The sequence below is a fragment of the Streptococcus cristatus genome, from assembly GCF_003943535.1.
In the GTDB taxonomy this organism is placed as follows: Bacteria; Bacillota; Bacilli; order Lactobacillales; family Streptococcaceae; genus Streptococcus; species Streptococcus cristatus_L.
Window position 1 is genome coordinate 1 of sequence record NZ_RJPU01000001.1, and the last position, 26,845, is coordinate 26,845.

Sequence of the window (26,845 nt, forward strand, 5' to 3'; positions counted from 1 at the left end):
CCACTCCACTGGTTGATAACTATGTCAATGCCCTAGATAGCATTGTCAGTCGCTATGATGGGATTATCAAGCTTTTTAAGGAGACGGTTGGTGAGACCAATGATAGTGCGATTATCAATACGGAGTATCTGGAGCGAGTCAAGCAGAGGATGAAAGACCCCATTGAAGGCTTAAGTAAGATTTCGACACGAACACAGAGTATTTACTCGGATATTAGTGATATTATTTCTCTGAGTAATCCTAGCTTGGATGATGTCAATACGACCTATGCCAAAGCCCAAAAGAGCCTCGATGATACGATTAAGAACATGGAGACGTTTAATAACGTTATTCTGAAAACAGATACTTTTGATCTGATTGATATGCAAGATGGTCAACTTAAGACTTTATCTGCATACAGCCGTACTTCATACACCAATCAAACAGCAAGAACTTTCTACAGAGGAGAATCTTTCAAAAACTCTGTGGAGGAAATTCATACTGCCTTACATAGTAATTCGCGTAGTAAGGTCAACTACCAAAACAAACTAGCTAAGCAGTTAGCGGAGTCTAAGTATAGTGGAACAGTAGCTTCGACTCAACAAAAAGATATTGCTGCAATGCAGATTGGTGAAACCTTTGGTCTTTCTCAACCAAAAAGCGAGGAAGTTGCAGATTATATCAAGACATTGGGAGAAGCTGTCATTACTTATCGAGGCTCCAAAATTTTTCTTAATGGTGTTGAAATAACGATGGATAGCCAAGGAAGAATGAGATGGGGAAATAAGTTTATTTTCAAATCTTCTACTAACAATTTATACAGGCATGGTCGCAATTTCCAAAATGCTTCAGGAATTGATCTAGAAAATTACCACTATTCAGGTAATTTGCAAGGTGTTGCTCGTATGAAAGAAATGGGTAAAGCGGGCTGGAGCGGTTTCAAAGAGTCTCTTAATCCATTAAATGATGCTAAAGGCTGGAAAGAAGTAGGGAAAGTTGGCAAAGCGTTTAAATTAGGTGGAGGAATTTTAACAGCTATAAATATCTATAATAATTTTAGGGAGAATGTGGATATGTCTGATGGTATCTCGGCCAAAGAAGCGCGAGATTTCTTGATTGATACAGCCGTAGATATTGGATCAGGGGCTGCAGCTGCAGGCATGGGTGCGGCTATTGGTTCAGCATTTTTACCTCCTTTAGGAACCGTAGTAGGTGCAGTTGCAGGGATTGGATTTAACTATCTTTTTAATAATGTTAAATCCAGAGAAACAGGCAATAGTTTGGTTGATACGATAAAAGATTTTGGGAAGGGTATAGGAGATAGTATAGGAAATGGTATAGGTAATGTAGTAAGTTCTATGTTTGGAGGTTAAAGTGAAAGAAAAAACAGTGACAGAAGTTGAAGAATTAAATAAAGCATATTTTAAAAGCTTAGCGAATACTCGGGCATCAGCAAGTATGATGTTGATTTCATTTACAGGAGCAGTCATCTTTGGAGTAGAGCTATATACAATTGATTTTGGTTTGCAAAAGTCATCGAACATATTTTTTAATTTTATTTTATTATATTCGGTCTATCTTATAGTGGCAACTGTGATTCCACTAGGGATGAGTTTTATTTATCGTAAACAAATTTTATCAACTATTTTATTACTATTATTATATATAGGAATTTTCTTATCGTTAATGCTAACGTGTTATATTCTGTTTACAGTTAATAATAATGGCTTTCAAGAGTTTAATGAATCATCAATACCAGTAATTTTGTTTTTAGTAACCTCTACAGTTTGTGGATTTATTTATCAATATTTTTGGTTGATGCGACAACTGAAAAACGGTTTTTCTGCAAGTCGAACGGTGAGAAATTACTTTGCTAAATCTAGTGCCTACAGTCAAGAATCTATTCTCATTATTTTTATGTTAGTGTTGTTAACTAGTGCTTTTGTAGGGAAGTTTGCCATGGTTTTAGGTATTACAAGTACACTCCTTTACTGTTATGCTTTCCCCCAATTGATTATTGAAGTTGCCTATCTTTTATATCTAAAAACTCAAAGCAAGGAGTATTGGGAAGATGTACCTAAGAAACAAGAGACTTTTCGAAATTTATTTAAGTATTTCAGTTTGAAGAAAGCAAAGATTAGAATTTCTCTTGAGATTTTGCTTTGTGCAATATTCCTAGGTATTATGTATAATATAGGCTATTTTAATCCTAGTTCATACACTCCCCGTTGGCTTATTTGGCTTGGGAGAATATTTATACTTTTGATAGGACTGGATATTTTGGGGAGCTTTATTCTATCTATGATGAAAAGATTAAAAACTGGATTTAAAAAAGGAAAGAAACAATGAAATTTAAAAGAAAAGAATTAAGCCTGCAGAATTTAATTGGTTTTGGGGTAGAGTTAGATCCTCAAGCTACTTTCTTTGATCGTTTGATTTCAGATTCGAAGGAATTTAAAATACAAATGATACAAAATGGCTTTTATACAGATGGACCAATGTTTTATGCTTATAATCCCAAAAAAGCTGAACAAGATGTTCTTGTATTTACAACAATTGGGAATAAACTTGAGATAAAGGGAGAAAATACTTCGGGTATTTTCTTTCAGGAGTCGTTAAATTTTACAACAGATTTTTATTATCGTCATTACAATCAAGAAGATCCTATCCCTTATAAAGAAATTGAAAAAGAAATTTCTGTATCAGGATTTAAGTTGGTAAATATTTTTCATGCTGTATTGGACTTATATGGTGATTATGTATTGGATTTATATTGTGAGGTTGAGAGAGAAAGATGAATTTACCAGAAGATGTCGTAAAAGTTCACAAAATTGCATTTCAGAACGTCGTAAGAAAGAGACTATCATTTCATTATAGCGAATTAGAAAAACATTTGGAACAATTTGTGTCAGGAATTGTAGATGCGGGCTACCAGTTAAAAGGCCCGTTTTTCTACAGTTTAAATAATGTTCCTTTAAATGAGATAGTAGATATTGAAATGTTTATGCCTGTGTCGAATGATATATTTCACTTAGAAGGTTATAAATTTTCAACTTATTTTGAACTTAATAACTTGTTGAAAACAGTTGTCAGAGGAGATTTTTCTTCAATGACAGAAGTAGGATTTGCAAAATTAGTAGTTTCAATTGAAGTAAATGGTCTGGAGATAGCAACCCCTTTTTATCATGTGCTTCCAAAAGACGGTTTACAATATCTAGAGTTGTTAGTTGGTTATACTGATAAGGTCTTATAAAAATTTTTGATATTGAAGGCTTAGGTAAGATTTCGACACGAACACAGAGTATCTATTCGGATATTAGTGATATTATCTCACTGAGTAATCCTAGCTTGGATGATGTCAATACGACCTATGCCAAAGCCCAAAAGAGCCTCGATGATACGATTAAGAACATGGAGACGTTTAATAACGTTATTCTGAATACTGATACTTTTGATCTGATTGATATGCAAGATGGTCAACTTAAGGCTTTGTCTTCATACAGCAGTGTTTCATACACCAATCAAACAGCAAGAAATTACTACAAGAAAACGCAATTTAGAAATTCCGTTTCTGAAATTGACACAGCTCTCCATAGCAACTCACAAAATGTAAAGTACCAAAATGCTCTTGCAAAACAACTTGCCGAATCTAAGTATAGTGGAAAGGTAACGGCAAATGAAGACCTAATAGATTCCTTGTTTAATTCTTATAAAAATATCACAAAAAGTGATCTATATAAAGATGGGAAAAGTTATAAAAAATATTTGAAGTCTGTTTTGCCGGCTCTGTATGCGGCTTATCGTTTTAGTCGAGATAAACGAGGAAATACCATCATTCTTAAAGAGGCAACAAAATTTGGTAAGTTGTTAGATGAATACTTTAAGCTTGGAAAAAGTCTGGATAAGAGTAATAAATATAAAATTGTACAATATAAAAATGGTGAATTAACTAAAACTTTTAAATCCCTGATGGAAAAGTTAGGGAAAACACGTTACAATGAGGAACTAAGCAAAGTATTCAAATCCTTTACTGATACTACTAAGATGGGGCACAAATTTGCGAAGGTGACGAAAAGTATTGTGAAGACGAGTGGTAGCTTGTTTAAGGAAGGATTTATCAAAGAAGTAACTTTCAACGGAGCTGGAAAGGCCTTGTGGAATGCTAGCAAAGCAGGAGGAGGAAAAGGTTTAGTTCAGTCTGCTAAGGAGGGGTTGAGAAACTATAAAGAAGGACTTAAAACAGCTTCTAAGTTTGGTAAGTTCTTAAAAGGAGCAGCAGTTGTTGGTGTTGCCTTAGATGTTGTCGATACTTTTTCGAAAATACATGATAATTCTCAGAATGCCAAACGTCAGGGTCTTAGAGGTAATGAAGTTAAAGCAAGTGTGGCAACAGGTTTTGTGATTGATGCGGCAAAAGCGGCAGGAACAACTGTTGCAGCAACAGCTGCAGCAAGCGCAGGAGCAGCATTAGCAGGAATGGTTTTGGGTGCCACAGCTCCTGTTTGGGCAACTGGAGCAGTAGCAATCGCAGCAAGTGCAGGTGCGGTTTGGGTTGCAAATAAACTTAACGATAGTTTTCATATAACTGATAATCTTAAAAAAGGAGTCAATAGCCTGATAAAAGGCATGAGAGGATGGTTTAAATGATACTGGAACGAATTAAAAAAACTTTTGAATTTCAAAGAAGGAGTGTCCATGGCCCCGTCCCTCTTTGGGGAGTATTAAATGGGATTTTTATTTTATATCCTTTAGTTTTTTTACCATTTTGGGGCTTAGGTTTAGGCTTAGAGGTTCTAAAAAATCCATCCTTATACCAATTTCTGGTAATTACTGGTATTGTTACTTGGATTTTAAATCTGGTTTTCTTATTGGACCTTAAGAGAGGGGTTTTAACAAGTTTTGGGACCTATCTAATGTATCTGACTGGTCATGTTTATGCCATTGTTGTATTTAGTAGTTTGAGCGGTGACCATAATTTTATTGGTTTAAAACTTTCTCTTCCCCTTATCTATGCTCTTGTTATTATTATCGTCATGAGCTGTTTGGTCGACTTGGACTCTGAAGAGATTATATCTGCCAAGGCCATCAGAAATGTCTATAATTTTGTAATGGGGCCACCCTTAATTTTATCTCTTTGCTGTGTTTTTTTAGGTATGTTAGGGCATGAGTATTTTTGGGGATGGGGAATGTCATTTCTCTTTATGACTATGGGCCCTTACTTATATAGAACATGGTTTTATATTATCTATGCTTACCAACACCGCAATGATGTCGAAGAGACAACTCCGATCAAGCATATAGAAGTATCCTCAGATATGATCCAAGATAAGGAGTTTGATAGAGATAGATTTAGAAAGGAAAAGAAACATGATTAAAGAAACCCAGATTCAAATGACACACTTGATGAAGGATCAAGTTCAGATCCATCCAGCTGAGCTACTAGAACTATTTGCACACACAGAGCTTCTTCCATATACTGAAGGGATTTATAAGGATGGCCCAACGATCTTTGAGATGATTCCAACTCAGTTTGATGAGGAACGACAAGATGTGACGGTGTATATTCCGGTTATTTCAGAGACAGCCTCCACTAGCCAATTGACTTATCTTCCAAGCTTGAGCATAGATGGTGTTAGTCAGCGTGTATTATTCGCGGAAGGCTTGGATGAGAAACTTTATGAGATGAAAAGCTATATCCGTGAGAAGGGCTGGGAGTTGCAAGATAAGCTTTATTTAGTGTTAATTCCAGTATATGATGATTTGTTCGTAGATTTAATTATTCCAGTGGAGAAATAATATGGCAGATATTACATACGGTACCAATCAATTTTTAATGTTAAGTAATGTCTTAAGTGTAGATTACAATATTGTTGGTGATGAAATTTCAGTTGCCTTTCAAGATATGATTAATACGGCAGTAGCTGCGGGTTACACTCCTAAGAGCAATCCCTTTTATTCTTGTCCCCATGTAGGAGAATTAGAAGATGGTACTTACAACATTACAGTTTATCTTCCAGTTTATGAGGATTATCTAGGATACGATGAATTACTAGAAGGGACTGCCTATAACAGTTATTTTCTAGTTCCACGAATGGTAGGAGCACGAGTGACTGGTGAGGAAGCTGTTGATTTTGATAAGGCACTCCATGGTTTAACCAATCTATTGATGCAAGAAGAATTAGAGGAATGTACACCAATTTTTTATATTTCGAGCAAGATCAATGGGGTCTTGTATACTGATATACTAGTAGGTGTTCGAGCTAGCTGATGAAAAATCCTGAGACTCCTCTCAGGATTTTTTGGTTGACACAAAAGAAAGCTAGAAAAAATGCTTCTTTTCGGTTATAATGATGAAAGATGGATCAAATGATTACTAGAGGTACACACTTGGCCGTTCAATCTCTTTGGTTTCATATTCTAATGGCGGTAAAAAGCCGAAAGAGTTGATTCGCTTTCTTGAAGGTCATCAGGTTACTTTTGAGAAAGAAATTACTGTTTATGACACAGGGGTTCAATATTTTAAGAGTAAAATTAGTTTTACGGCGCAAACTAAAAAGGATTCTGTTATCACTTTTAAGGGAAAATACAAGAATAGGAAGACTAGTGTTACTGGCGATATGGCTTTTGGCGGCTTGACGACTGATATTTTTCAAGGCAAGTATGATTATAAGTACAGTAACAAAGTCGCATTTGGAGATTTTTATTTAAGCAGTGGCTTTAATACCTCAGGCAAGTTAGACTCAGACTTTAATGACCTTAACCCTAGTTTATCAATGACTTTTGGTTATAAGAACCACTCTTTTGAGGTTGGGAACAAGGCTGAAGATGGCTATCGAGTTTCTTATGTAAAGGAGACAGCCACAGTGAAGCAGGACTTCGCAACATTGACAGTCACTGATGAAATTGGACAGAGGAATGTTGATCATATGGGAAATGCGCTTGAGTGGGTGGCAGAGAATCCAATCAAGACTGCGTTTGCTGTAGGTGCTGTCGTTGTTGGAATAGTTGCTGCTCCTGCTGTAGGTGCTGCGCTAGGTACTTTGGGAGTCGTTAAAGCTATAGGTGCGGTAGTCAGTATCTTTATCGGAGTATCTATNTTTAATGATAAAGGGAAGTAATATATGAAATTTGTAAAGAAAATAGTTAATTCAGCGACTGAGAACATCTTACTTCAAATAGAGACAATCAGTCAAATTAGTTCAATATTAGCAATAGTTTTGGGCGCGTTAGCAGCATTTCTAGAATCTAAAAGTGATACAAAAATATGGCAGATATTATTTATATCATTGATGTGGCTTGGAATCATTTTGATTTTATATTTACGATTTGTCTCCAATAAAGTTATCTATTTAATGTTACATGATGCTATGAATCTAGAATTGTATGAAGCGATGTTCAAGGTCGAATCTGAGAAATCGATTAAGCTCTATAGAGCAACCTATCAAGAATATTTCCATTTTATTAAAGGACAACTATACTACTTAAAGGGAGATTTTCAGTCTGCGAAGGAAAATTTGTCAAAGATTAATTTTAAAAAGATTTGGAAAAGATTTAGAACATATCTATTCTTAGAATCAACTTTCTATCAACTGCTGGTTTCAATTCATCTGCAAGATGAGAAAAATATCCCTCTATTCGAGGAATAATTATCCAAAGCATCTGATTGGAAAAATACTAAGGGAGCCTTGGTTTCTCAAGCAGAAGCAATCAAGGATATTGTGTTCAATCAGGAAGTGAATGATTATTTTGATACAACAGAACCTCAGAACAAACTGTCTCGAATTATGTTTGCTTACTACGGTGCGCTTAATGCGCAATTGAAGGGTGATAAGGAACGCACACGCGCCTTATTTGAGAGTATTACAAATGAAAATCCTGAGCTCTTCTATGTTCAGGAAGCGAAGAAGTATTTAGAAGGAGTAGACTAATGTCAAAACGTACTGCTTTACCGATTGGGAGTGTTGTCCGAGTAAAGGAAGGCGCAGAGCCGTTTATGATTGTCAATCAGTGCCCAGTTACAGAAAAAAATGGGACGCAAGGTTATTTTGACTTTGGAGCTGTCACTCTGCCACTTGGCTTAGTGAATCAAAATATTATCTTTTTCAATAAAGAAGATATAGATGAAGTGCTGTTTATTGGCTATATTGACCGTCGGTTTCAAGAGTTTCTGTCTCGCTATGACGAAGAAGTTGGTAGGATTTCTTATGACAGATTTACAGTAGAAGAGTTTAAAAAATAGAGTAGGAATCCCGAGAGTTTTCTCTTGGGATTTTTTATAGACTGATAAAATGCGCTTAGATCGTTAATTATTTGTAAGTAATTGATAATAAGTATTTGAAAAAACATGCTAATATTGCTATACTAGAAGGGTACAATTTAAAGGAGAATAATATGAAAAAAGTCATAATTGCTGTCAGCTTATTTATTAGCTTGTTGACAGTTTCATCAATCACCTTTATTCATTTTAAAAATCAAGAAGTTTCAGTAACTAATAAAGTGAATGATCGTAAACTAAACATTGCTTTGGTTAACGAAGATATGGGAGGAAAGCTACAAGGAGAGAGCTATAACTTCGGAAGCGATTTTACGACCCTCTTGTCTAAAGATTCAACTAATCAATGGACTGTTATGTCAAGAAATATTGCTGAAAATCGATTTGAAGATGGGTCGATAGATGTTATTGTTTATATTGAGCAGCAGTTTTCTGAAAAAATTGTTCAATTAGAAAGTTTTAACCCAAGCAAAGCTAAGATTACGTACAAAACAAAATCTAATTTAGATTCAGCCAAGGCAAAAAATGTTGAGCTTAAAGTTGGAGAATATCTCAATCTGATTAATCAGAATGTCATTAAAATGTATTTCTCTAGCGTTATCAATAATCTAGATGATGCCAAAAGAAATGTTGAGAACGTTGTTAACGAGCAATCAGGTGCATATACAAAAATTTCTCAGACTATTTATCCTTATTCAAGCGATGCTATGCAATCTATTGTAGGAGTTGCAGATTTTACTACATCTTTGCAAAAGAACAATAATTCATTTGAAGAAGCCCAAAAGCAGTTTTCTGATTCGGTTGTATCGCTGCTAGATACCACTGGAACAGACTTAAATAAGCAAGTGACAGAAGTGAAAAGTCACTTTGATGCCAAAAAGGAGGTAGATGCAAAGAACATTTCGGAAATGCTTGAAATATTAAAGGCACAACAGAAGGAAAGTGATATACAAGCTAGTATATTTAATCAGAAAATTTTAGAAGATCTGAATAAACTAGGCCCTCTATCTGTGTCACTTGACAATTCAACGGACTTGAAATTGAATGAAGAATCGAAATCGGAATCAGAACTTGATAAGCTTGCTAATCTTGTAAAAGACTACAATCGTACAGTGGGTGATTACAAAAATAATATTGAAGCTAGAAAAAAAGAATTAGAAGAGAGAGTCACAGAGCTTAAAGAAGAGCGGAAAACCATATCTAATAACTATTTTGGTCAGGAACTTCCTAAGGATAAACTAAATGATGATAAATTTTTAATAGCACAGGCTAAAAAAGTCTTAGCTAATCAGATTGATAATAGTTTGAGAAAGAATAATTTACCAAAAGAGTTTACCAATATGATTAATAATGAGTTAGCTGGAACGAATATTGATCCTGCTAGCTACGAACCTTTATTTGATAAGCTTAAGACTATAAATGCATTATCAGATGCTGAAATAAATACATATAAAGCTCAGATGAGCCTACTAGCAGATTATGCTCGAATTAATGGTGCAACAACAAATCAAGCACCCGCATTCGAATTTGTAAAGGTAACAAATGATCAGTTGATACAAAAAAATGGTGATATTCCAATCACGGTGCAACTTCCTCAACCAACAATTAAAACATCTTCTCCCGCAGTAACACCTGGAAGTAGTTCCTCTGTAGCTCCTAGCGGCTCATCTCAGACAGCTTCAGGGGCAAGCAGTGGCACTGCAGTTACAACAAACTCTGTTAGTGGACAAACCGTAGCTTCTTCAACAAGTGGCACAGTACAGTATGAAACTCCAAAGGCACAAGTCTTTATTACAGATATTGCTACTAATACTTCTGACTTATCTCTGACTTTAGATGGGGGAGCACAAGAAATTAGTGATGCAGCTCCTCATCAGTTAAGGATATCTTATAGTTTTACGCCTAAATATGGTGAGAATACCATCTCCTTTACTTTACACATTGGTGATACTAAAATTCCGATTACTAAAACTATATATGTAAGTAACAAGGAGGAAGAATATGAGCTTGTCAAAAAAGATTTGAAGACGATTTTACAATATTTAGGGAGAATTGAACGAGCTTCTTCTATGGTGCAGGCAATCTATGGAGCACCTAGTAATTTAGGAAACATGACAGTCAATATCGCTTCTCCTGATTCAACCTCAGTTTACTCAATGTATGGGAATATTAGTCGCAACGATATTGCCAGTCAATTACTTGATACGCAAGTTGAGAGTTTCAAAGAATCTGGTAAGAAATTATTAGAAGAGATTGATTTAACCATTTCTAAACAAGAAAAAAGTTTGACAGACATGCCTAAGCTAGGGGCATCTGAAGATAAAGATGAAGACTTATACCTTCCCAATAACTATTTTAAGGATAGATTAACTGCTTTGTCAGATTGGTATACTAACGCCAAAGGCTCCCTTGAATCTGAATATCAAAGCTGGAAGGATCTTCAGACGAAACAGTCCACAAACATAGTTAATAAGGAGACTGCTAATGGAGTAGCGTTGGAAAATAGTGAGAAAGCTTCAAATCAAATTTATACTTCAATTGAGGCTCTAGTGACTACTACTCAAAATAGCGCTAAAGAGACTTCTAAAAATCATGAAGCGCTTGGAACAATTAAACCACAATTTGAACATCTTTTAAGTCAAGTTCAGGCTGTAAAAGAGAATATTGATAAAACAGCATCTACAACAAATGAATTAATTGTAAATGAAGCAACAGTTATTCAAGAGAATCGGCTTTATTCAAATAACTTTAAAGAATTGATGAAGAATGCTCGAAATGGTGGCATAACGAATCAAAATGTTATGAATTTCTTGTCTCAACCAATTGAAGTTAAAAAGGAATCTAAGACGATTGCCATCTCACCAGAAAATAATCAGTTTTGGATTATTCTTGCTATTATTGGATCAAGTGTATTTTCTATTTTAATTACTTTTTGGTTGACAAAAGCAAAGTATAAAAACTAATCGTTCTATTTTATAAAATTACATTAGTTGAATTGGTTTTTATGAAAGGCTTGAATAGAGGTAAACTCATGAAATAGTGTACAGTGATAATGTTCTATATATCTTTAACTGAAGAATATTATTAACAGTGATTATTTCGGCTCTTTGTCAACTGTAGTGGGTTGTTGAAAAGTTACAACCTGGAGAGGACCAAATTGGTCCTCTCCTTTTTGATATCCAAAGCGATGAGGATTCTAGTTCTAAAATTGTCAAAGTTCCGAAAGCCAAAAGCGTTGCGCTTGATGACTTTGATGAGGTTGTTGGTAGCCTCCAATTTTGCATTTGAGTAGGGGAGTTCCAGTGCGTTGATAATTTTATCTTTCTCTTTCAAAAAGGTCTTAAAAACAGTTTGAAAGATAGGATTTACACAAGAAATTGTGTCTTCAATGAGTCTAAAGAAATATTCAGATTGTTTCTCTTGAAAATGAAAAAGCAAGAGTTGGTTGATTTCATAATGTTCTCTAAGTTCTTGATAGTAAGAGAGCAGCTTTTCCAGAATCTCTTTGTTGGTCAATGCGTACGAAAAGTCGGACGATAAAAGCGTTTATGACTTAGTTTGCGACTATCTTGTTGGATGAGTTTCCAGTAACGTTTCAGCGCCTTATATTCGTACGATTTTCGATCCAACTGCTTCATGATTTGAACACGAACACGAGTCATAGCACGGCTGAGATGTTGTACAATGTGAAAGCGATCGAGGATGATTTTAGAGCATGGAAATAGATTTCTGGCAATATCGTAATAGGGGCTAAACATGTCCATGGTAATGATTTTGACTCGACTTCTCACTTGTCTAGAATAACGAAAGAAATGATTGCGAATCGTCACTTGTGTCCGCCCATTTAGGATAGCTATAATCTTTCTTAAATCAAAATCCTGTGCAGTGAAGCTCATCTTACCTTTCTTGAAGCCAGCTGAAACAGTCTATCCTCAGACTGTTTCATTCCCAAGACATGTGTTCTGGAAGCCAGTTGAAATCAGTCTTGAACTTGAATTCTTTCAATTTACGAATGACTGTCGAAGTAGATACAGATAGACTCTCTGAGGTAGCCGTCATAGGGACTTTCTCGATCAATTTTTGAATGATTTTCTGGTTAATAATCGTTGAGATTTGGTGATTCTTTTTGACGAATGACGTTTCTGCGACAGCCATTTTCCTGCAGAATTTACAACGAAAACGACGTTTTCTTAATTGAATGAGAGTCTTGTAACCCGCACACTCTAGATAGGGGATTTTGGATTCTTTCTGGAAGTCATATTTAGCCATTTGTCCTTGACAGTGGGAGCATTCAGGAGCAGGATAATCTAGCTTAGCGAAGATCTCTTTATGTGTTCCCGCATCTAGAATATCCAAAATCGTAATGTTAGGGTCTTTAATTCCGAGTAAGTTTGTGATAAAATTTAATTGTTCCATGAGAGTCTTTCTAATGATGGTTTGGTCGCTTTTCATTATAGTTCTTATGGGACTTTTTTTCTACAACAAAAGAGGCTCCATCATTCCTACTGTGGTTTTACCCACTACAGAAATTATAGAGCCTAAAAAATCTGCTCAAGGGCAGATTTTTTCGTTACATCAAAACATACTTTTCAATAGCTTTGGCGACACCGTGCTGGTTGTTGCTTTTAGTGACGGCTGTTGCCTCGAATTTAACTGCTTCAGGGGCATTGCCCATGGCAACTCCCAGACCAGCCAGTCGCAGCATCGGAAGGTCATTGAAGTTGTCTCCAATTGTCATGACCTGTTCCAGCGGAATCTGGTAGTGTTTGGCCACTTCCAGAAGGGCCTGCTCTTTTGATACCTCTTTATGAGTGACTTCCAGATAGTTGTCCTTGGACAGGTAGAAGGCTGTATTTGGAAAATCCATCGTTTGCAAGTAGGCATGGAGCTGCTGGATAACAGCTGCATCATCAATCAACAGCATCTTATGGACTGGAATGAGCACATCCAGAACAGGTAGCAGAACATTTTGAATAAGAGGCTGCTCACCTGTAATCTCGGCTTCAATTTGCACCCACCTATCCAAACGGTCAGCAATCCAATCTTTACCAGAGTAGAGATTGATGGAAACACTAGGAAACTTAGTTTTTACCAGTTCCAGAAAAGTGCGGATTTCTTTTTTATCCAATGGATGCTCGATAATGGTCTCGTAATCTTGCGGGTCACCCTTGATGACTAGAGCACCGTTGTAGCAGGCTAGTGGGTTATCACCCAGTCCCAGCTTGCGCGCAATTGGCTCCATGCCCAGAGGAGAGCGGGCAGAGGCTAGAACAAAAGGGATGTTTTCTTTTTTTAGCAAGGGAATCTGCTCCCTCAGTTGCGGATATACTTGGTGTTGGTCATTAAGGATTGTGCCGTCAATGTCGCTGATAATCAAACGAATAGGTTGCTTGGTCATGGTCGCTTCCTCCGTACGTAAGCTATAAAATGAAACTAGTAAATAATGTTGACTTTCCCAGCTAGAAGAGCTTCTAGCTCAGGGCTAGGTTTTTGATCGGTGATCCAGTAGTCAAAATCGCTGATATTTCCTAAAATATAGGTTGATTCTTTCTTAACTTTGGCCTGCTCAGCCAGCAGAATCTTTGTCTTAGCCTGCTTAAGGGCGAGCTTCTTCAGATAGGCATCTTCCTGATCTTCAAAGCTAACTTGGCCATTTTTCAGGCCTGCAGCTCCAATAAAGGCCAGATCAAAAGAGATATCTCTGAGCAGCTCAGCTTCATTGAGGGCGTAGTAAAAACGATTTCTCGGATAGAACTTCCCACCTAAAAGATGGAAAGCAACCTGCTCTTGGTCACTCAGCATGATGGCATTATCCAAAGAATGAGAAAAAATTGTCATCGGTTGCTGAACTTTCTGAGCCAGCTTAAGAACCACCGTCGACACATCAAAGAAATTGACTTGATTGGGTTTGAGAAAGTCCAGAGCCTTGTGAGCAATGGCCTTTTTTTCTTGGTTTAGTTGGCCGACACGGTCGTTGAAAGAAGGAATTTGCCGACTATTTTCCAAAGGAATAATCCCGCCATGGGTGCGCTGGACTAGTTTTCGCTCGCTCAAAATTGAAAAATCACGGCGAATAGTGTCCTTAGAAACCTGAAAATAATCCACCATGTCCTTAGCTGCCAGTTGTCCTTTGTCCTCTAAAAGTTCCAGCATTTTTGAAAGCCGCTGCTCTTGATACATCTTTTTCATCCTTTCTGCTTCTTTATAAGTTCATTATAAGTCATTTTATAAGTATATGCAAGTATTTATAATGAAATATAAGTGCTTTTATCAAAAATATGGAAAATCCTTTTGAAATTATGTTATAATCAAAAAAATCAAGCAGGTAAGATGAGGAAAGATGAATTCAAGTGAATTTCGGCAATTACAAGAAACTTGGCAGCAAAAAACTCCTGATGGAGAATCAGAAGTTTTATAGAATCTTATCAAATTTTTCTATGTAAAAGAGGCTCATAGTCATGATGACGGTCAGTCCGAGGAGGATGAGAATGGCTGGTGTCCAAGAATGGAACAAATCAAAGCTGTAGCCAAAGAGGCTAGGGCCGAAGGCAGCTAGGATGTATCCTCCAGTTTGAGCCAGTCCAGATAGTTGGGCCGTTTGCGCAGGCGTAGAGGTCTTGAGGGAGAAGGTTACCATGAGATAGGGGAAGAGGGCGCTGACAGACATACCAATGAGCAGATTAAGAATCAGCCAATAAGCAAAGGAATCTGTCCGAATCAAGAGCATGGTAATGCCGATCAGACCTGCAGCAGAAACCAAGCTAATCATGACCAGACGTTGACGAGCTTTCAAGCGCGCTGTCAAGCTAGGAATGGTCATCGAAAAGGGCAGACTAATCAGAGAAAAGACCGCTGCTAGTAGTCCGGTCGTATCAGTAGAAAGGCCAGCTTGTTGTCCCAAGGTTGGCAACCAAGTCATACTGGTATAAAAGAGTAGTGACTGTAAGCCACCAAATAAAATTAAGGCCCAGACTCTTGGATTTTTCAGAAGAGCTCCTTGCTCTTGCTTTCCTTGTTGTTTAGCCGCCAAGCGATGGCTATATTTGACATTGGGCAGCCAAACCAGGAGAATCACAAAGCAAATCAAGGTTGATATCCAAATGAGACCTTGCCAAGAGCTCATTTGAACGATGGGAACAGCCAAAGCAGACAGAATCGTGATCGACAGTCCCATCGATGTGATATAAAGAGTTGTCAAAAGACCGACACGATGCGGCTGATTGGCCTGAATCAAGCTCGGAAGAAGGACGTTTAAGACAGCAATAGCCGCTCCTAAAATAATAGTTCCCGTATAAAGTAAGGGAAGATTAAATACGCGAATCAGCGAGCCTAGAGTTAGCACGAGTAACACAAGAGCAAACAGTTTTTCCAAGCTCATCTTTTGCGCCAAGCGCGGAGCAAAAGATGAGCAGAGGGCAAACATAATCAAAGGCAGGCTAGTCAAGAGGCCTAGGGAACTAACTGGCACCTGTAGCCCCTTCGCAATGTCTGTCAGAACGATAGGCAAAACAGTAAAAGGAGCCCGCAGTGCTATCCCGATCATCACTATACCTGGAATTAAAAATGGTGAGTGTTCTTTTTTCATAAATAGTCAATCTCCTTTCGTACGTCAAGGAACGATTATACCATATCTTTTTAGAAAATGATAGGTGAATTGCGGCTTAGTCCATCAAGTCCAGAAAATAGTGAGAAATCGTTTCTTCGTCAACCTGATTTCGTTGCTGCAACCACCAGCTGACCGTCTCTACAAAAGTTGACGTCACATAATTTTTTAAAAAGTTGTCCGGCAGATGACTTTTTTTCTGCAATAATTTCTGCTCAATCATGGGAAAGAGATAGCGCTCAAGCTCGATTTTCAGACGGTTGATGAAATAAGTATTTTTAGCTAGGAGGAGGGTGGCTATCCGATCCTGATTTTTCCGAAAGTGATGAAAAATATGGGCTGTCGCTTCAAACAAATTGCGTCCTTCAGATCGCTCAATAAAGGTATGCTGAAAGAGATCTTGGCAGAGTTCCTCCAGCAGGGTTTCTTTGGTCTCAAAGTGGCTATAGAAGGTGGAGCGACCTACATCTGCCAGATCAATGATTTCCTGAACGGTGATGTTTTCGTAGCTTTTCTGATTGAGCAGACTGATAAAGGCTTGGTAAATGGCTGCGCGTGATTTTTTTACTCGTCTATCCATGGAAATTCCGTACAAAAAGAGCTTTTTGTCTACTAAGAGACAAAGGGCATGAACTGGCTCTTGTTTCCTTTCTGATAATAGTGGATAATATAATTGAACAGAGTGTTCAGTATTGATTAGATTATACCATAAATCGCATTCTTTTAGGAAAATAAGTAAGGAGGTTCACATGAAATCCAGTAGAAATATGACCATTGCCTTTCTCTTGAACTTTTCTTTTGCTATTATTGAATTTATCTTTGGGCTTCTCTTTCATTCCAGTGCCGTTTTAGCGGACGCAATTCACGACACAGGAGATGCTCTGGCTATTGGCCTATCGACTCTTTTTGAGAAGATTTCCACTAGAAAAGAAGACCGAGAATATACCCTAGGATATAAACGCTACAGCCTGCTGGGTGCCCTCTTGACCTCAGTGATTTTGCTGGTCGGTTCGACCTTGGTAATCGTGGAAAATGTCCCTAAATTATTGGCTCCTGAGAAGGTGAATTATGATGGCATGCTGGTTTTGGGAATTGTCGCTATTGCCGTTAATACAGCAGCTAGCAGAGTAGTCAGCCATGGCCACAGTCACAATGAATCCATTCTTAGCCTGCATTTTCTTGAGGATATTTTGGGTTGGCTAGCGGTTGTCGGAGTGTCTATTATTCTGCGCTTCACTGACTGGTATTTCCTAGATCCGCTGCTTTCTCTCGTCATCGCAGGCTTTATTCTCAGCAAGGCTCTACCAAAATTTTGGGAGAATATCCAGATCTTCCTAGACCATGTGCCCAGCGATGTAGATCTCAGTCAGCTTTATCAGGAAATAGCAGTGCTGGAAAACGTGCGAGCCATCACCCAGCTCAATGTCTGGACGACGGATGGTTTGGAAAAATATGCCATGCTTCATATCTGTCTGGAAAATCCAAATTTGCTGGCTGAAACGCAGGCTGTCCTGCGCCAAAAGCTTTTAGCTTATGGCATTGCCAAAGTAACCATTCAGACCGATGAAAGCTTGCAAGAACACAAAGAATATTGTATTGGTAAAGAATAAGCCAGCTCCCCAGAGAAATTCTGGGGCTTTTGTTTGCGGAAATAAAAAATTTTCCCAAACAGCACATAAATGCTTGTCCTTTTTTCTCATGTGTGATATATTTATAACATAAAGGTGTTAAATATTTCTAACAAATGAAAGGAGTCTATCATGAAAAACAGTCAAAAAATGGGTGGCCTCATTTTGCTGGTCGCCACCGCTCTCTTTATTGATTTCGCTGTTTTCCTTGCTCCCAGCAATCTCAGCTGGACAGCCAAGTGGATGATTGTCGGTTTAGTAAGTTCAGGTCAGCTCGTGAGTATCTGGTCTTGGTTTCACATGAAACCATGGCCTAAGAAGATGAAAGAAGTTCAAGAAAGGCAGGTCTATGATCTGACCATGAAATTTTACAATCTATTGACGCTTTCAGCAACCTCTATCTATACTGTCGGAATCTGGTTGTGGACTCCAAGCACCAATCCGCCCTTTATAAAGTACATTGCCTTGGGAGGGCTCCTCGCTATCCAGTTTCTCTTTCTTCTGTTTTTTGCTTTGAAAAAGGTTAAGGAGAGAGCAGACGAGCGTTTTTATGCCAATCTAGCAAAAGCAGCGACTTTGATGTTTGTCATCTGCATAGCAACTTTACTGGTGCTTGCAGGGATTAGTGCTAATGTAGGATCTATCACGGTCAATGCCGGAATATTCTTCATCATGATTGGTGTTTTGGTGTTGCTCTTTGGTTTTATCTTCTTTTTATTTGAAAAGAGAGGTTAAAAATGGCCAAGGAAAGCAATATTATCACCAAGCTCAAATCTGTCCGCGAATCCAGAGGCATGACCCAGCAGGAGTTAGCGGACCACATTGGAATGCGGCGTGAAACGATCTTGCATTTGGAAAATAATCGCTACAATCCCTCGCTAGAGATGGCTTTAAAAATCGCTCAGGTTTTTGATTTGCGGGTGGAGGAACTCTTTCAATTAAAGGACCTAGGAGGACAATCATGAAGACGGTTTTTGACTACCAAAGGGAAGGTGAAAAAGGAGAGATTCGCCGCTTTGTCTTGTTATCTACATCGCCTAGACGCAAGGAATTGCTGAGCTTTTTGAATCCAGAGATTCAGGCTGTAGAAGTGGACGAGCGAGCTATCGAAGAGCATTGTATGGCAAGCATCGATGATCAGGACTTTCTGACTAAGGCAGCCAAGATTTGCTGTGAGATTTCCAAGGCCAAGTCTGATTTGGACTTGGAAGCCGAGACCCTTTATATTTCGGCTGATACTATCGTCGTGGTGGATGGTCAGATTTACAATAAACCACAGGATTTAGCTGAAGCCAATCGGATGTTTCGCTCTTACTTTGGTAAGAGTCACCATGTAGTGACCTCGGTCTGCCTACGTATGCAGGATTTTCTAGAAGTTTTTTACACCGTGGCGCAGGTGGACTTTGTGGATTATTACCCAGAATTAGAGGCTGTCATTGAGGCCTATCTGCATAAAAAGCGTCCGCTGGATAAGGCAGGTGCTTACGGCTTTCAGGAGCTGGATCCTCGCTTTATTCGCTCAATTACAGGTGATACGCATACCATCATCGGCTTGCCTGTCGCTGAGACCAGCTATCGGATTTATAGAGATAGCAAAGGAAAAGAGTAAGGCTTTGATCTCTATTCTAAAACATCAAAAATCTCCCCACAAGTGATTATTCACTTTCTTAGGGAGATTTTTTCTATGTTTTGAAATGGGACTGGATCCTAGATGTTTACATCGCTCCAGCTAAATGGTGTGTAGCCAAGCAGCTCAATCCCGTCAATCTCAACGGATTTAATAATTTCTTGAACGTTGTCTTGAATGTTCTTAGCTAATTGTGGGTGGTCAGAGACCTCAGAACAAGTCTCAATGACCAACAGAGGCTTGTGGTAGCGCTCGTATAACTCAGACATGGCAATGCGAAGAAGGACGGGTTGTGCAAGGCAAGTTTCTACATTTTTGCGGACATATTTGTTGGTAAACAAATCCTGGATATTTTCCGCCGCATAATGTGAGAAGGCAACAAAGTCCACGATGCCTTCTCTTAAGGCGAAGACATCCTCTTCCGTAATGCCCAGATCCAGCTGATTTCGCTCAATGTAGCGAAGGAAGTGGTTTGGATAGTGGCCCTTGGTCTGCACATCTGTAAAAATGTAGTTTTTACGTCTGTTCAGCTCATGGCCCAAGGCATCGGTAGCTGAGTGATTTTCTTGGTGGGAGTCACTATTGATGGTAATCAAGCTACCAAATTGGAAGGTTGGATTGATGGTTTGGCCGAGTTTAACCACATTTGCGGATGCGATTAGCTGATGGTGGGCAGCAAGCCAAATTTGTTGTTCCTGGTTTTCTGTGCTATCAAAGTGTAGCCCAGCGCCTAAGAATGGCAAATAGGAAAGAGCGCTCATTTCTTTAAAGGTAATCCAGTAAGTGACTTTTTCTTTAAAGTGGGTCAAAACGGCTTCGCAATATTTTTCGTACAGGGCAATCATTTGACGACTTTTCCATGCGCCGTATTTTTCATACAAATGAAGTGGGAAATCAAAATGAGATAGGCTTACAATTGGTTCGATATCATTCTCTAGCAGTGCATCGATAATTGACTCATAGAAAGCAAGGACCTTAGCATCGGGTCTCCGCTCTTCTCCAGTTGGGAAGAGGCGAGTCCATGAAAAGGACAGCTGGTAGGTATTGAAGCCCATTGTTTTAATTTTTTCAATGTCTGCCAGATAATCCTGTTTGCTGGAGCCTTGTTTGAACAGATCGTAGGCTCCTAAGGGAATTGTTCGATAGTCAACCGTTCCGTCCATGACAGAGAGACGATAGTCTTCACCATACTGGGGTAGAATGTCGGTGATTCCTAGACTTTTACCATTACTTGATAGAATATTTCTAATCATATTAGTTCCTTTCAGTATTCATTCGCTGCTTGTTCTGAGCTTATTTTTTCTGTCTCTTAGTAATCATGGCTAAGGTTGATAGATTCTGTGTAACAGTAGTGAACTCAGAAGCCATGCTTTGCGATTGATATACGGCAGCAGACAGACTGATCGAATGGGCTCTCTCTGCACTGATTGATTGTTCAATGATCATTCTCTGTGACTGTGATTCAGCAATAGATAGACTGATTGAACGCTCTCTTTCCACGCTCATTGATTGCTCAATAGCGATACTTTGTGATTGCGATTCAGCCACAGACAGGCTGCGTGACTGTTCTTGCTCTAGGCTGATCGACTGCTCAATGATCTTACTTTGGGCTTCAGATTGGGCAAGGTAAATGCTGAATGAATGATCCTGTTCGACGCTGATTGATTGTTCAACGGCTCTGCTGAGGATTTTAGATTCTGCAGTAGATAAACTAAATGATTGTTCTTGCTCCAAGCTGGTAGACTGCTCAATAGTATCTCTTTTAGCTCTAGATTCCGCAGCTGCCAAACTGTATGAATATTCCTGTTCCAGATTGCGGGATTGTTCCACCGCCGCATGTTGTGATTGTGATTCTGCGATAGACAGGCTGCGTGACTGTTCTTGTTCCAAGCTGATAGACTGCTCTACGGCCACGCTTTTCGCTTGTGATTCTGCCATAGACAGGTTAGTAGATACCTCATTTTCTAGGCTGATAGACTGTTCAATAGCGATGCTTTGAATTTCATTTTCCGTCACAGATAGGCTTAGTGATGCCTCGTTCTCCGCGCTAATAGATTGTTCAATTGCTCGACTTAAGGCTTGGGATTCAGCCACAGACAGGCTGATAGACGCTTCATTTTCTGCACTAATAGATTGTTCAATTGCTTTGCTTAGCGCCTCTGATTCTACGATAGACAAGCTCGTAGACACTTCGTTTTCCGTGATAATAGACTGTTCAATAGCTCTATCTAAGACTTGGGATTCCTCTACAGACAAGCTTGTAGATGCTTCGTTCTCTGCACTGATTGATTCTTCAATAGCAATGCTTTGAGATACAGATTCAGCTATCGACAGACTAGTAGACGCTTCGATTTCTGCACTGATTGATTCTTGGATAGCAATGCTTTGAGACACCGATTCCGCCACGGACAAGCTGTTAGACGTTTCCAATTCTGCGCTAATGGATTCCTGAATTGCGATACTTTGAGCCACAGATTCAGCAATCGACAAGCTCTTAGACGCTTCGATTTCCGCGCTGATGGATTCTTGGACTGCAATGCTTTGCGAAACTGACTCTGCTACAGATAGGCTAGTAGAAGCTTCCAATTCCGCGCTGATCGATTCTTGAATTGCAAGGCTCTGAGAAATAGACTCCGCCACGGACAAGCTCAGCGACGTTTCCAATTCTGCGCTGATCGATTCTTGAATTGCAAGGCTCTGAGAAATAGACTCCGCCACGGACAAGCTCAGCGACGTTTCCAATTCTGCGCTGATTGATTCTTGAATCGCGATGCTTTGAGAAATAGACTCAGCAGCAGATAAGCTTAGCGATGCTTCCAATTCTGCACTAATAGATTCTTGGATGGCAACGCTCTGAGAAATAGACTCCGCCACGGACAAGCTGATAGACGCTTCGATTTCTGCGCTGATCGATTCTTGGATAGCAATGCTTTGAGATACAGACTCAGCCACGGATAAGCTCAGCGACGTTTCCAATTCTGCGCTAATGGATTCCTGAATCGCGATGCTTTGAGACACAGACTCAGCTACAGATAAGCTTGTAGATGCTTCGATTTCTGCGCTGATAGATTCTTGAATCACGATACTTTGAGAAACGGACTCAGCAACAGATAGGCTCAACGATGCTTCCAATTCTGCACTAATCGATTCTTGGATGGCAACGCTCTGAGAAATAGACTCCGCCACGGACAAGCTATTAGACGCTTCGATTTTCGCGCTGATCGATTCTTGGATGGCGATGCTTTGAGACACAGACTCAGCAACAGATAAGCTCAGCGACGTTTCCAATTCTGCGCTGATAGATTCTTGGATAGCGATGCTTTGCGATACAGATTCCGCCACGGACAAGCTCTTAGACGCCTCGTTGTCCACACTGAGAGACTCTTCCGCGGCCATGCTTTGAGATACAGACTCAAAAATTGATAAGCTCAGCGACGCTCTATTTTCTTCAAGGATTGATTGCTCGAAGGCATAACTTTGCGCAATTGACAAGCTAGCAGAAGTATCCGTTTCCTTGCTGTCAGATTGCCCAACTTCCAAACTTTGTGTCTGTGATTCGGTTACTTCTAAACTACGAGAAGCCTTTTTACTTTCTATACTTAATGATAGAGATATTGAATCAGCAGTGCTCTTCAAGCCCCTCTTTTTCATAGAATCTGAAGAAATGCTTGTCTCAGCAGATTCTGTCGTGCTAGCTGCCTGGCTTTTCGCTGCCATTTTTTCCTGCTCCAGACTAGCTTCACTTTCTACAGCTGGAGATTCGTCTACTTCTTCTCCACCGATATTCATAACATCCAAGCGGTCGTAGTATTGGATCGATTCCAAAGCTTTCTCAATGAGGAAATTTTCTCTATCTTCTGGGTTCACATTGACTTGTGGGTTATTTCCTTCATTGTTATGAACCGCAGAAGTGGATGATTCGTCCTCTTCTCCTTTTATAAGACGCTTAAAGCCACCTAAAAAATTACGAAACATACCTTTGTTCTCATCATTATTTGGCATGGACATACTCTCCCTAATTTTAGTAATAATACTATTATAAAGGCTAGTAGAGCATCTGTCAAAATTTATTGCATTAAAATGAAGATTTTCAAAAGTAAGGGTTTTCTTGGAATTTTATAAGAGTTTTTCGCTGAATTTTATCCATCTTTGCTCTCTTTTTTGAAGGATTTGAAGTCGATATTGATAATAGCTTCGAAATAATGATATAATATGAGAAGTTATGATTGTATTCCGTTTATTCAATCTTAATACAAGGAGAGTAATTATAGAGGGGTTAAGAATATAGACGAGTAGACCATATTTTAAGGAAATCCGAATGAAACTATTGAAAGTTTGCAAACTTAAAAGAATATGAGAGAAAAGTGGTTGGAAATGCTTTAAGGGATATTAGTAAGAAATTTCTAGAGTTGCTTAAAATTGAGCTTGATAGCTTGAAATGAAAAAGTAAAGAGATATGATAGGTTTACAAGTTAGCAAGTCAATTGATTGTCTGACAAATTTGATTTATTAAGGTGTGCATATGGGAGAAAAAAGACCTGATTTTCGAGATATAAAATCATTTGAAGAATTTAATAGATACTACTGGTATCGAGAAGAACTTTCACAAATTTGTAAGTCCCTTGGATTAGAGTATAGATGTACGAAGCAAGAATTAAACTATATTATCGAACAGTATTTTAGGGGGAATAAAGTAGAAAAATTTTTGAGTAAAGGAAACAAAAGTCAAGTCGAAGTGATAGCCTTGGAGACTCCGTTACTTAACTGTGGTTTTTCTTTTAACCAAAAATTTCGAGATTATTTTTCAGCTGTAACAGGCATTAGTCCGTTTAAATTTAGTGCTGATATGGCAACGGCTTGGCGAAAAGTAAAAAGGGATAAAGATATAAAATTCACTATTCAAGATATGATTAAAATATATTATGGTGAGTCAGATTATGCCAAGTATGATAGTTCGGCTTGCCAATGGAATCAGTTTCTAAAAGACTTTTGTTTAGATGAATTGAGCGATTGTTATTCTAATAAGTTAAAAGTTGCAGCTATTCTCTGGAAAGAAGTTAGAAACTCGATACATGAAAAAGTTTACTCACGGGAACTTTTAAAAAAGTATGAATCTAAACTAGAGGAATACCGTAAGTAAATAAGTTCTAGCTTGCCGAGCTGAATAAAGTCAGGAACATTAATTTGTATGCTATTTTATCATAGCACAATAAAAAAATAGATGTTGGAGCGAGCATAGAAAAAAGAGGAGCCTCATAATGAAGTCCCTCTTACTCTTGATTGTCCGAATCCGTATTTTCATTTCAAATAAAGGTAGTGAAAAAGGTAGTGATTCGATTGATTTATATTGTGATGTACTGAATTCAAGAAAAAGAAAAAACGCTTGAAATCAGCGTCTTTCTTCTGTTTTGATTCGTATTGAATGCTTACTTCACTTCTGTAAAGGTTAAGTATTTTCTATTTTAGCCATTAGAAACGTTGGTATGTCAACGTTTTTGTAACTCTACTTATTAAAAGGTAGAGTGAATGGTAGAGTAGTTATTGCGTTAGCTCAGCAATCTTATCAAGATAAATGCCTACAGCTTCTAACTTTCTTTGCGGTGCTAATTCAGCGTAAGTATCCATTGTGGTTGAAATTGATTTATGCCCCATTCTGACTTGGAGTTCTTTCCAATTTGTGCCAGCATTAAGCAACATTGAAGCATGGGTATGTCGGAATAAATGGAAACCATAATCGGGTAATCCTAGACTAGCTAATCTTTTCTTGAGAGTTGTTCGCTCGTTTCTATCACACATATAGTTTCCGTAAATTGTTGGGAAAACCAACTTTGTTTCAGGTCTATTGTGTAATTTAAGATACTTGTTCATTTCTTTGTGAAAATCTTGAAGTTCTTCAAGTATAGATAAAGGAACTGGAATAGAGCGATTGCCTGCGTCAGTTTTTGGTGTTGCTTTACAGATAACTTCCCCTTTTGTTCCTGCCTTTTTATTAGCGGTTTTCCAAAGTAATGTTTTGTTGACACTAATAGAGGATTCTTCAAAGTTCAAATCATCATTTGTCAATGCCAATAACTCATTTATACGCAAGGCTGAAGCCAAGAGAGTATTACAAATCAACTTAAACCTTCGATTGGCTCTACTGTTATCTAAATTTTTAAGATAATTAAGCCACATAGCAAGGCTATCATCATGTAGTACCATGATACGTTGCTTATTTGATTTTGGCTTAGGTGGAATCTTAACGGTGCTGACGGGATTAGCGGTTAGACCATAGTTTGTAATACCATAGTCAAAAATATCTTTCAACTTATGGATGACCGCTCCGAAGTCTTTTGCGCTCCCCTTATTTGCACGTTTCACACCAGATTCAACAGATTTCTTTGATTTTTTGGCTAGGTCATTTAGCCATAACTGAATATCAGCAGATTCTATTTTATCTGGTTTATAATCTCCAAACTTTGGGATAATATAATTATCTAGGTAACCTCTCACTCTATTTAATGTGTTATGCGAGCTAACCCAAGTTTGATAAGATTGAAACCATGCTTCAGCTAAATCTTCAAGTGTAGCAATAGTTATAACTTCTTTTCGAGTAAATCCATTTCTTTCAAAATCTAACCGTGCTTGGATAACTTCTCTATCAAGCTGTTTTAGTGTTGTTGCTGTAATGGTTGTAGTAACCTGTTTGCCAGTCTTAGCATCCTTTCCGAGAAATGCCCCCTTCAAAGTGTATGAGACGGACTTATCTTTTTTGATTTTTTTAATGACTTTTTTGCCATTATGGACAATTGTTTCAGTTTCCATATTTGCCTTTCTTCAGGATATTGAAGCAGGCTAAAATAGTTACCACTCTTTCTTTTAGATAATACTATTTTAGCACAAAACTTCAACATTAGGAGTTCAAGAAGTCAATAACATCGTCTAATAAATAGAAGACGGTTCGAGTCCCCTCTATAGGAGGTTCTAATCTTTTTAATCCTTTTTGTTCCCAATTTTTTAGTGTGTTTGGAGAAATATTTAGTTGTCTCAGCAATTCTCGTTGCTGAATAATCTTTAGTGGTCTGCTCTGCTCTTTGATTTGAATGAGCTTGATAAGTGTTTGCAATAACTGTTCAATTTGTTCTAACTTTTCGTTATTCATCATTGTCTTTCTCCTCTGTATTGGCAGTCTGTAACCGATTTGGATTATGCCGTCGTGAATCTAAATACTTAGCAAAGAAATAGGTACGTTCAATAATGAGACCTAGTAGATTGATATTGTTTGCTCGTGCATACCAGACAAGTTCTTCAAATTCTGTAAAGTCGTTCTCTTCGATGATATCGACTACTTCATTGATAAAATCAGAGGTTCTCATCTCTATTAAAAATTTATCTAAATCAAAGCCACAGCCAAATTCAATATCTTCAATATTATAGGGGGTCTTCTCTGGATTCTCAGCATGGGTAAAGTAGTCAAATAACCCAGTAGGAGACATGACGGCTTCCACATGTGCTGGACCATTCAACTTGTCGCTGATAATATTGGACACTTGGGAATAGCTTTTCAGTGAATCAAAGAAGAAAGCACCGTGCTTATGTGCCTTTTTGAACTCTCCGGTTTGTCTGTTCACATCTTTATCGTGCCAAGGGCTAAGGATAAATGGGATATGAAGTTCTTCCAAGACGTTCAAGTAGTCTTCTGGAGCGTTCTCTTTGTAAAAGAGAAATGTCCATTTGCTAGTACGTTGTTCTGCCAT

Annotated in this window: 26 protein-coding genes and 2 pseudogenes; 18 read left to right on the forward strand and 10 right to left on the reverse strand. The window is 38.3% G+C overall.

What is annotated here, in order from left to right:
* The 12 genes from D8790_RS00005 to esaA form a co-directional block, all read left to right on the forward strand.
* Positions 1–1,352 (forward strand): T7SS effector LXG polymorphic toxin (locus D8790_RS00005; protein WP_125387138.1); only part of this gene is annotated, 1,352 nt, incomplete at its 5' end.
* 1 nt (position 1,353) lies between these two features.
* A complete protein-coding gene (locus D8790_RS00010) occupies positions 1,354–2,328 on the forward strand; it encodes a hypothetical protein (RefSeq protein WP_125387139.1) in 975 nt (324 codons plus the stop codon).
* Positions 2,325–2,777 carry a hypothetical protein gene (locus tag D8790_RS00015; protein WP_125387140.1) on the forward strand — a complete coding sequence of 151 codons (453 nt, stop codon included), beginning with the start codon at positions 2,325–2,327 and terminating at the stop codon, positions 2,775–2,777. The genes D8790_RS00010 and D8790_RS00015 overlap by 4 nt, the downstream gene beginning before the upstream one ends.
* Entirely contained in the window at positions 2,774–3,232 is a 459-nt protein-coding gene (locus D8790_RS00020; RefSeq protein ID WP_125387141.1) for a DUF5085 family protein, read from the forward strand. Before D8790_RS00015 ends, D8790_RS00020 begins: the two co-directional genes overlap by 4 nt.
* 95 nt (positions 3,233–3,327) lie before the next feature.
* Positions 3,328–4,626: a T7SS effector LXG polymorphic toxin gene (locus D8790_RS00025; RefSeq protein ID WP_514133004.1), complete on the forward strand. Its 1,299-nt coding sequence runs from the start codon at positions 3,328–3,330 to the stop codon at positions 4,624–4,626.
* Positions 4,623–5,354, forward strand: coding sequence for a hypothetical protein (locus tag D8790_RS00030; protein ID WP_125387143.1), 732 nt, complete (start codon positions 4,623–4,625; stop codon positions 5,352–5,354). The genes D8790_RS00025 and D8790_RS00030 overlap by 4 nt, the downstream gene beginning before the upstream one ends.
* Positions 5,347–5,775: a hypothetical protein gene (locus tag D8790_RS00035; protein WP_125387144.1), complete on the forward strand. Its 429-nt coding sequence runs from the start codon at positions 5,347–5,349 to the stop codon at positions 5,773–5,775. Before D8790_RS00030 ends, D8790_RS00035 begins: the two co-directional genes overlap by 8 nt.
* A gap of 1 nt (position 5,776) precedes the next feature.
* Entirely contained in the window at positions 5,777–6,247 is a 471-nt protein-coding gene (locus tag D8790_RS00040; protein ID WP_061421954.1) for a DUF5085 family protein, read from the forward strand.
* Positions 6,248–7,100: 853 nt separating this feature from the next.
* Entirely contained in the window at positions 7,101–7,625 is a 525-nt protein-coding gene (locus tag D8790_RS00050; protein WP_260470248.1) for a hypothetical protein, read from the forward strand.
* A gap of 39 nt (positions 7,626–7,664) precedes the next feature.
* The gene (locus D8790_RS10750; protein WP_260470249.1) at positions 7,665–7,907 is read left to right on the forward strand and encodes a hypothetical protein; all 243 of its coding nucleotides are present in this window, start codon (positions 7,665–7,667) and stop codon (positions 7,905–7,907) included.
* Entirely contained in the window at positions 7,907–8,218 is a 312-nt protein-coding gene (locus tag D8790_RS00055) for a DUF4176 domain-containing protein (RefSeq protein ID WP_125387146.1), read from the forward strand. The genes D8790_RS10750 and D8790_RS00055 overlap by 1 nt, the downstream gene beginning before the upstream one ends.
* A 152-nt stretch (positions 8,219–8,370) precedes the next feature.
* Positions 8,371–11,214, forward strand: coding sequence for a type VII secretion protein EsaA (gene esaA, locus D8790_RS00060; RefSeq protein WP_125387147.1), 2,844 nt, complete (start codon positions 8,371–8,373; stop codon positions 11,212–11,214).
* Between the two features lie 172 nt (positions 11,215–11,386).
* Here the strand turns inward: esaA and D8790_RS00065 are convergent.
* The 5 genes and pseudogenes from D8790_RS00065 to D8790_RS00085 all read right to left on the reverse strand — a co-directional run bounded on the left by D8790_RS00065 (position 11,387) and on the right by D8790_RS00085 (position 16,434).
* Positions 11,387–12,667: pseudogene (locus D8790_RS00065) on the reverse strand (ISL3 family transposase).
* Between the two features lie 154 nt (positions 12,668–12,821).
* Entirely contained in the window at positions 12,822–13,649 is an 828-nt protein-coding gene (locus tag D8790_RS00070; RefSeq protein ID WP_125387148.1) for a Cof-type HAD-IIB family hydrolase, read from the reverse strand.
* Between the two features lie 35 nt (positions 13,650–13,684).
* The gene (locus D8790_RS00075) at positions 13,685–14,431 is read right to left on the reverse strand and encodes a DeoR/GlpR family DNA-binding transcription regulator (protein ID WP_125387551.1); all 747 of its coding nucleotides are present in this window, start codon (positions 14,429–14,431) and stop codon (positions 13,685–13,687) included.
* 232 nt (positions 14,432–14,663) lie between these two features.
* Positions 14,664–15,836: a CynX/NimT family MFS transporter gene (locus D8790_RS00080; RefSeq protein WP_125387149.1), complete on the reverse strand. Its 1,173-nt coding sequence runs from the start codon at positions 15,834–15,836 to the stop codon at positions 14,664–14,666.
* Positions 15,837–15,912: 76 nt separating this feature from the next.
* Positions 15,913–16,434 (reverse strand): TetR/AcrR family transcriptional regulator, encoded by a 522-nt coding sequence (locus D8790_RS00085; protein WP_125387150.1) that lies wholly within the window; start codon positions 16,432–16,434, stop codon positions 15,913–15,915.
* A 169-nt stretch (positions 16,435–16,603) separates the two neighbouring features.
* Here D8790_RS00085 and D8790_RS00090 point away from each other — a divergent pair, with 169 nt between their 5' ends.
* The 4 genes from D8790_RS00090 to D8790_RS00105 all read left to right on the forward strand — a co-directional run bounded on the left by D8790_RS00090 (position 16,604) and on the right by D8790_RS00105 (position 19,091).
* Complete coding sequence (locus tag D8790_RS00090; protein WP_125387151.1) at positions 16,604–17,464, forward strand: cation diffusion facilitator family transporter; 861 nt, start codon at positions 16,604–16,606, stop codon at positions 17,462–17,464.
* Positions 17,465–17,614: 150 nt separating this feature from the next.
* Positions 17,615–18,217, forward strand: coding sequence for a DUF3796 domain-containing protein (locus D8790_RS00095; protein WP_125387152.1), 603 nt, complete (start codon positions 17,615–17,617; stop codon positions 18,215–18,217).
* Between the two features lie 2 nt (positions 18,218–18,219).
* Positions 18,220–18,447, forward strand: a complete 228-nt coding sequence (locus tag D8790_RS00100) for a helix-turn-helix transcriptional regulator (RefSeq protein ID WP_125387153.1) — start codon at positions 18,220–18,222, stop codon at positions 18,445–18,447.
* Positions 18,444–19,091 carry a Maf family protein gene (locus D8790_RS00105; protein ID WP_125387154.1) on the forward strand — a complete coding sequence of 216 codons (648 nt, stop codon included), beginning with the start codon at positions 18,444–18,446 and terminating at the stop codon, positions 19,089–19,091. The genes D8790_RS00100 and D8790_RS00105 overlap by 4 nt, the downstream gene beginning before the upstream one ends.
* 98 nt (positions 19,092–19,189) lie before the next feature.
* Here the strand turns inward: D8790_RS00105 and D8790_RS00110 are convergent, their stop codons facing one another.
* Both D8790_RS00110 and D8790_RS00115 read right to left on the reverse strand, forming a co-directional pair.
* Positions 19,190–20,362, reverse strand: coding sequence for a family 1 glycosylhydrolase (locus D8790_RS00110; RefSeq protein WP_125387155.1), 1,173 nt, complete (start codon positions 20,360–20,362; stop codon positions 19,190–19,192).
* Between the two features lie 40 nt (positions 20,363–20,402).
* Positions 20,403–23,111, reverse strand: coding sequence for a serine-rich family protein (locus D8790_RS00115; protein ID WP_125387156.1), 2,709 nt, complete (start codon positions 23,109–23,111; stop codon positions 20,403–20,405).
* 241 nt (positions 23,112–23,352) lie between these two features.
* On the opposite strand from D8790_RS00115, the pseudogene D8790_RS10755 reads away from it, so the two are divergent.
* Together D8790_RS10755 and D8790_RS00125 are read left to right on the forward strand one after the other, a co-directional pair.
* Positions 23,353–23,551: pseudogene (locus D8790_RS10755) on the forward strand (phosphomethylpyrimidine kinase); the annotation flags it as partial.
* An 80-nt stretch (positions 23,552–23,631) separates the two neighbouring features.
* A complete protein-coding gene (locus D8790_RS00125; protein WP_125387157.1) occupies positions 23,632–24,249 on the forward strand; it encodes an SAP domain-containing protein in 618 nt (205 codons plus the stop codon).
* A 398-nt stretch (positions 24,250–24,647) separates the two neighbouring features.
* On the opposite strand, the gene D8790_RS00130 is transcribed toward D8790_RS00125, so the two are convergent.
* From D8790_RS00130 to D8790_RS00140, 3 genes are all read right to left on the reverse strand, one after another.
* Entirely contained in the window at positions 24,648–25,913 is a 1,266-nt protein-coding gene (locus D8790_RS00130) for a tyrosine-type recombinase/integrase (protein WP_125387158.1), read from the reverse strand.
* 88 nt (positions 25,914–26,001) lie between these two features.
* Positions 26,002–26,250, reverse strand: coding sequence for a hypothetical protein (locus tag D8790_RS00135; RefSeq protein WP_125387552.1), 249 nt, complete (start codon positions 26,248–26,250; stop codon positions 26,002–26,004).
* Positions 26,243–26,845 carry a replication protein gene (locus tag D8790_RS00140; RefSeq protein WP_082311980.1) on the reverse strand — a complete coding sequence of 201 codons (603 nt, stop codon included), beginning with the start codon at positions 26,843–26,845 and terminating at the stop codon, positions 26,243–26,245. The genes D8790_RS00135 and D8790_RS00140 overlap by 8 nt, the downstream gene beginning before the upstream one ends.

What these genes read in the sequence shown, in the direction of transcription:
- D8790_RS00085 (WP_125387150.1), bottom strand. Translation starts at nt 16,434, where the DNA reads ATGGATAGACGAGTAAAAAAATCACGCGCAGCCATTTACCAAGCCTTT.
- D8790_RS00110 (WP_125387155.1), bottom strand. Translation starts at nt 20,362, where the DNA reads ATGATTAGAAATATTCTATCAAGTAATGGTAAAAGTCTAGGAATCACC.
- D8790_RS00020 (WP_125387141.1), top strand. Translation starts at nt 2,774, where the DNA reads ATGAATTTACCAGAAGATGTCGTAAAAGTTCACAAAATTGCATTTCAG.
- D8790_RS00015 (WP_125387140.1), top strand. Translation starts at nt 2,325, where the DNA reads ATGAAATTTAAAAGAAAAGAATTAAGCCTGCAGAATTTAATTGGTTTT.
- D8790_RS00135 (WP_125387552.1), bottom strand. Translation starts at nt 26,250, where the DNA reads ATGAATAACGAAAAGTTAGAACAAATTGAACAGTTATTGCAAACACTT.
- D8790_RS00115 (WP_125387156.1), bottom strand. Translation starts at nt 23,111, where the DNA reads ATGCCAAATAATGATGAGAACAAAGGTATGTTTCGTAATTTTTTAGGT.
- D8790_RS00055 (WP_125387146.1), top strand. Translation starts at nt 7,907, where the DNA reads ATGTCAAAACGTACTGCTTTACCGATTGGGAGTGTTGTCCGAGTAAAG.
- D8790_RS00130 (WP_125387158.1), bottom strand. Translation starts at nt 25,913, where the DNA reads ATGGAAACTGAAACAATTGTCCATAATGGCAAAAAAGTCATTAAAAAA.
- D8790_RS00105 (WP_125387154.1), top strand. Translation starts at nt 18,444, where the DNA reads ATGAAGACGGTTTTTGACTACCAAAGGGAAGGTGAAAAAGGAGAGATT.
- D8790_RS00035 (WP_125387144.1), top strand. Translation starts at nt 5,347, where the DNA reads ATGATTAAAGAAACCCAGATTCAAATGACACACTTGATGAAGGATCAA.
- D8790_RS00125 (WP_125387157.1), top strand. Translation starts at nt 23,632, where the DNA reads ATGGGAGAAAAAAGACCTGATTTTCGAGATATAAAATCATTTGAAGAA.
- D8790_RS00050 (WP_260470248.1), top strand. Translation starts at nt 7,101, where the DNA reads ATGAAATTTGTAAAGAAAATAGTTAATTCAGCGACTGAGAACATCTTA.
- esaA (WP_125387147.1), top strand. Translation starts at nt 8,371, where the DNA reads ATGAAAAAAGTCATAATTGCTGTCAGCTTATTTATTAGCTTGTTGACA.
- D8790_RS00140 (WP_082311980.1), bottom strand. Translation starts at nt 26,845, where the DNA reads ATGGCAGAACAACGTACTAGCAAATGGACATTTCTCTTTTACAAAGAG.
- D8790_RS00070 (WP_125387148.1), bottom strand. Translation starts at nt 13,649, where the DNA reads ATGACCAAGCAACCTATTCGTTTGATTATCAGCGACATTGACGGCACA.
- D8790_RS00030 (WP_125387143.1), top strand. Translation starts at nt 4,623, where the DNA reads ATGATACTGGAACGAATTAAAAAAACTTTTGAATTTCAAAGAAGGAGT.
- D8790_RS00090 (WP_125387151.1), top strand. Translation starts at nt 16,604, where the DNA reads ATGAAATCCAGTAGAAATATGACCATTGCCTTTCTCTTGAACTTTTCT.
- D8790_RS00040 (WP_061421954.1), top strand. Translation starts at nt 5,777, where the DNA reads ATGGCAGATATTACATACGGTACCAATCAATTTTTAATGTTAAGTAAT.
- D8790_RS00095 (WP_125387152.1), top strand. Translation starts at nt 17,615, where the DNA reads ATGAAAAACAGTCAAAAAATGGGTGGCCTCATTTTGCTGGTCGCCACC.
- D8790_RS00080 (WP_125387149.1), bottom strand. Translation starts at nt 15,836, where the DNA reads ATGAAAAAAGAACACTCACCATTTTTAATTCCAGGTATAGTGATGATC.
- D8790_RS00100 (WP_125387153.1), top strand. Translation starts at nt 18,220, where the DNA reads ATGGCCAAGGAAAGCAATATTATCACCAAGCTCAAATCTGTCCGCGAA.
- D8790_RS00075 (WP_125387551.1), bottom strand. Translation starts at nt 14,431, where the DNA reads ATGTATCAAGAGCAGCGGCTTTCAAAAATGCTGGAACTTTTAGAGGAC.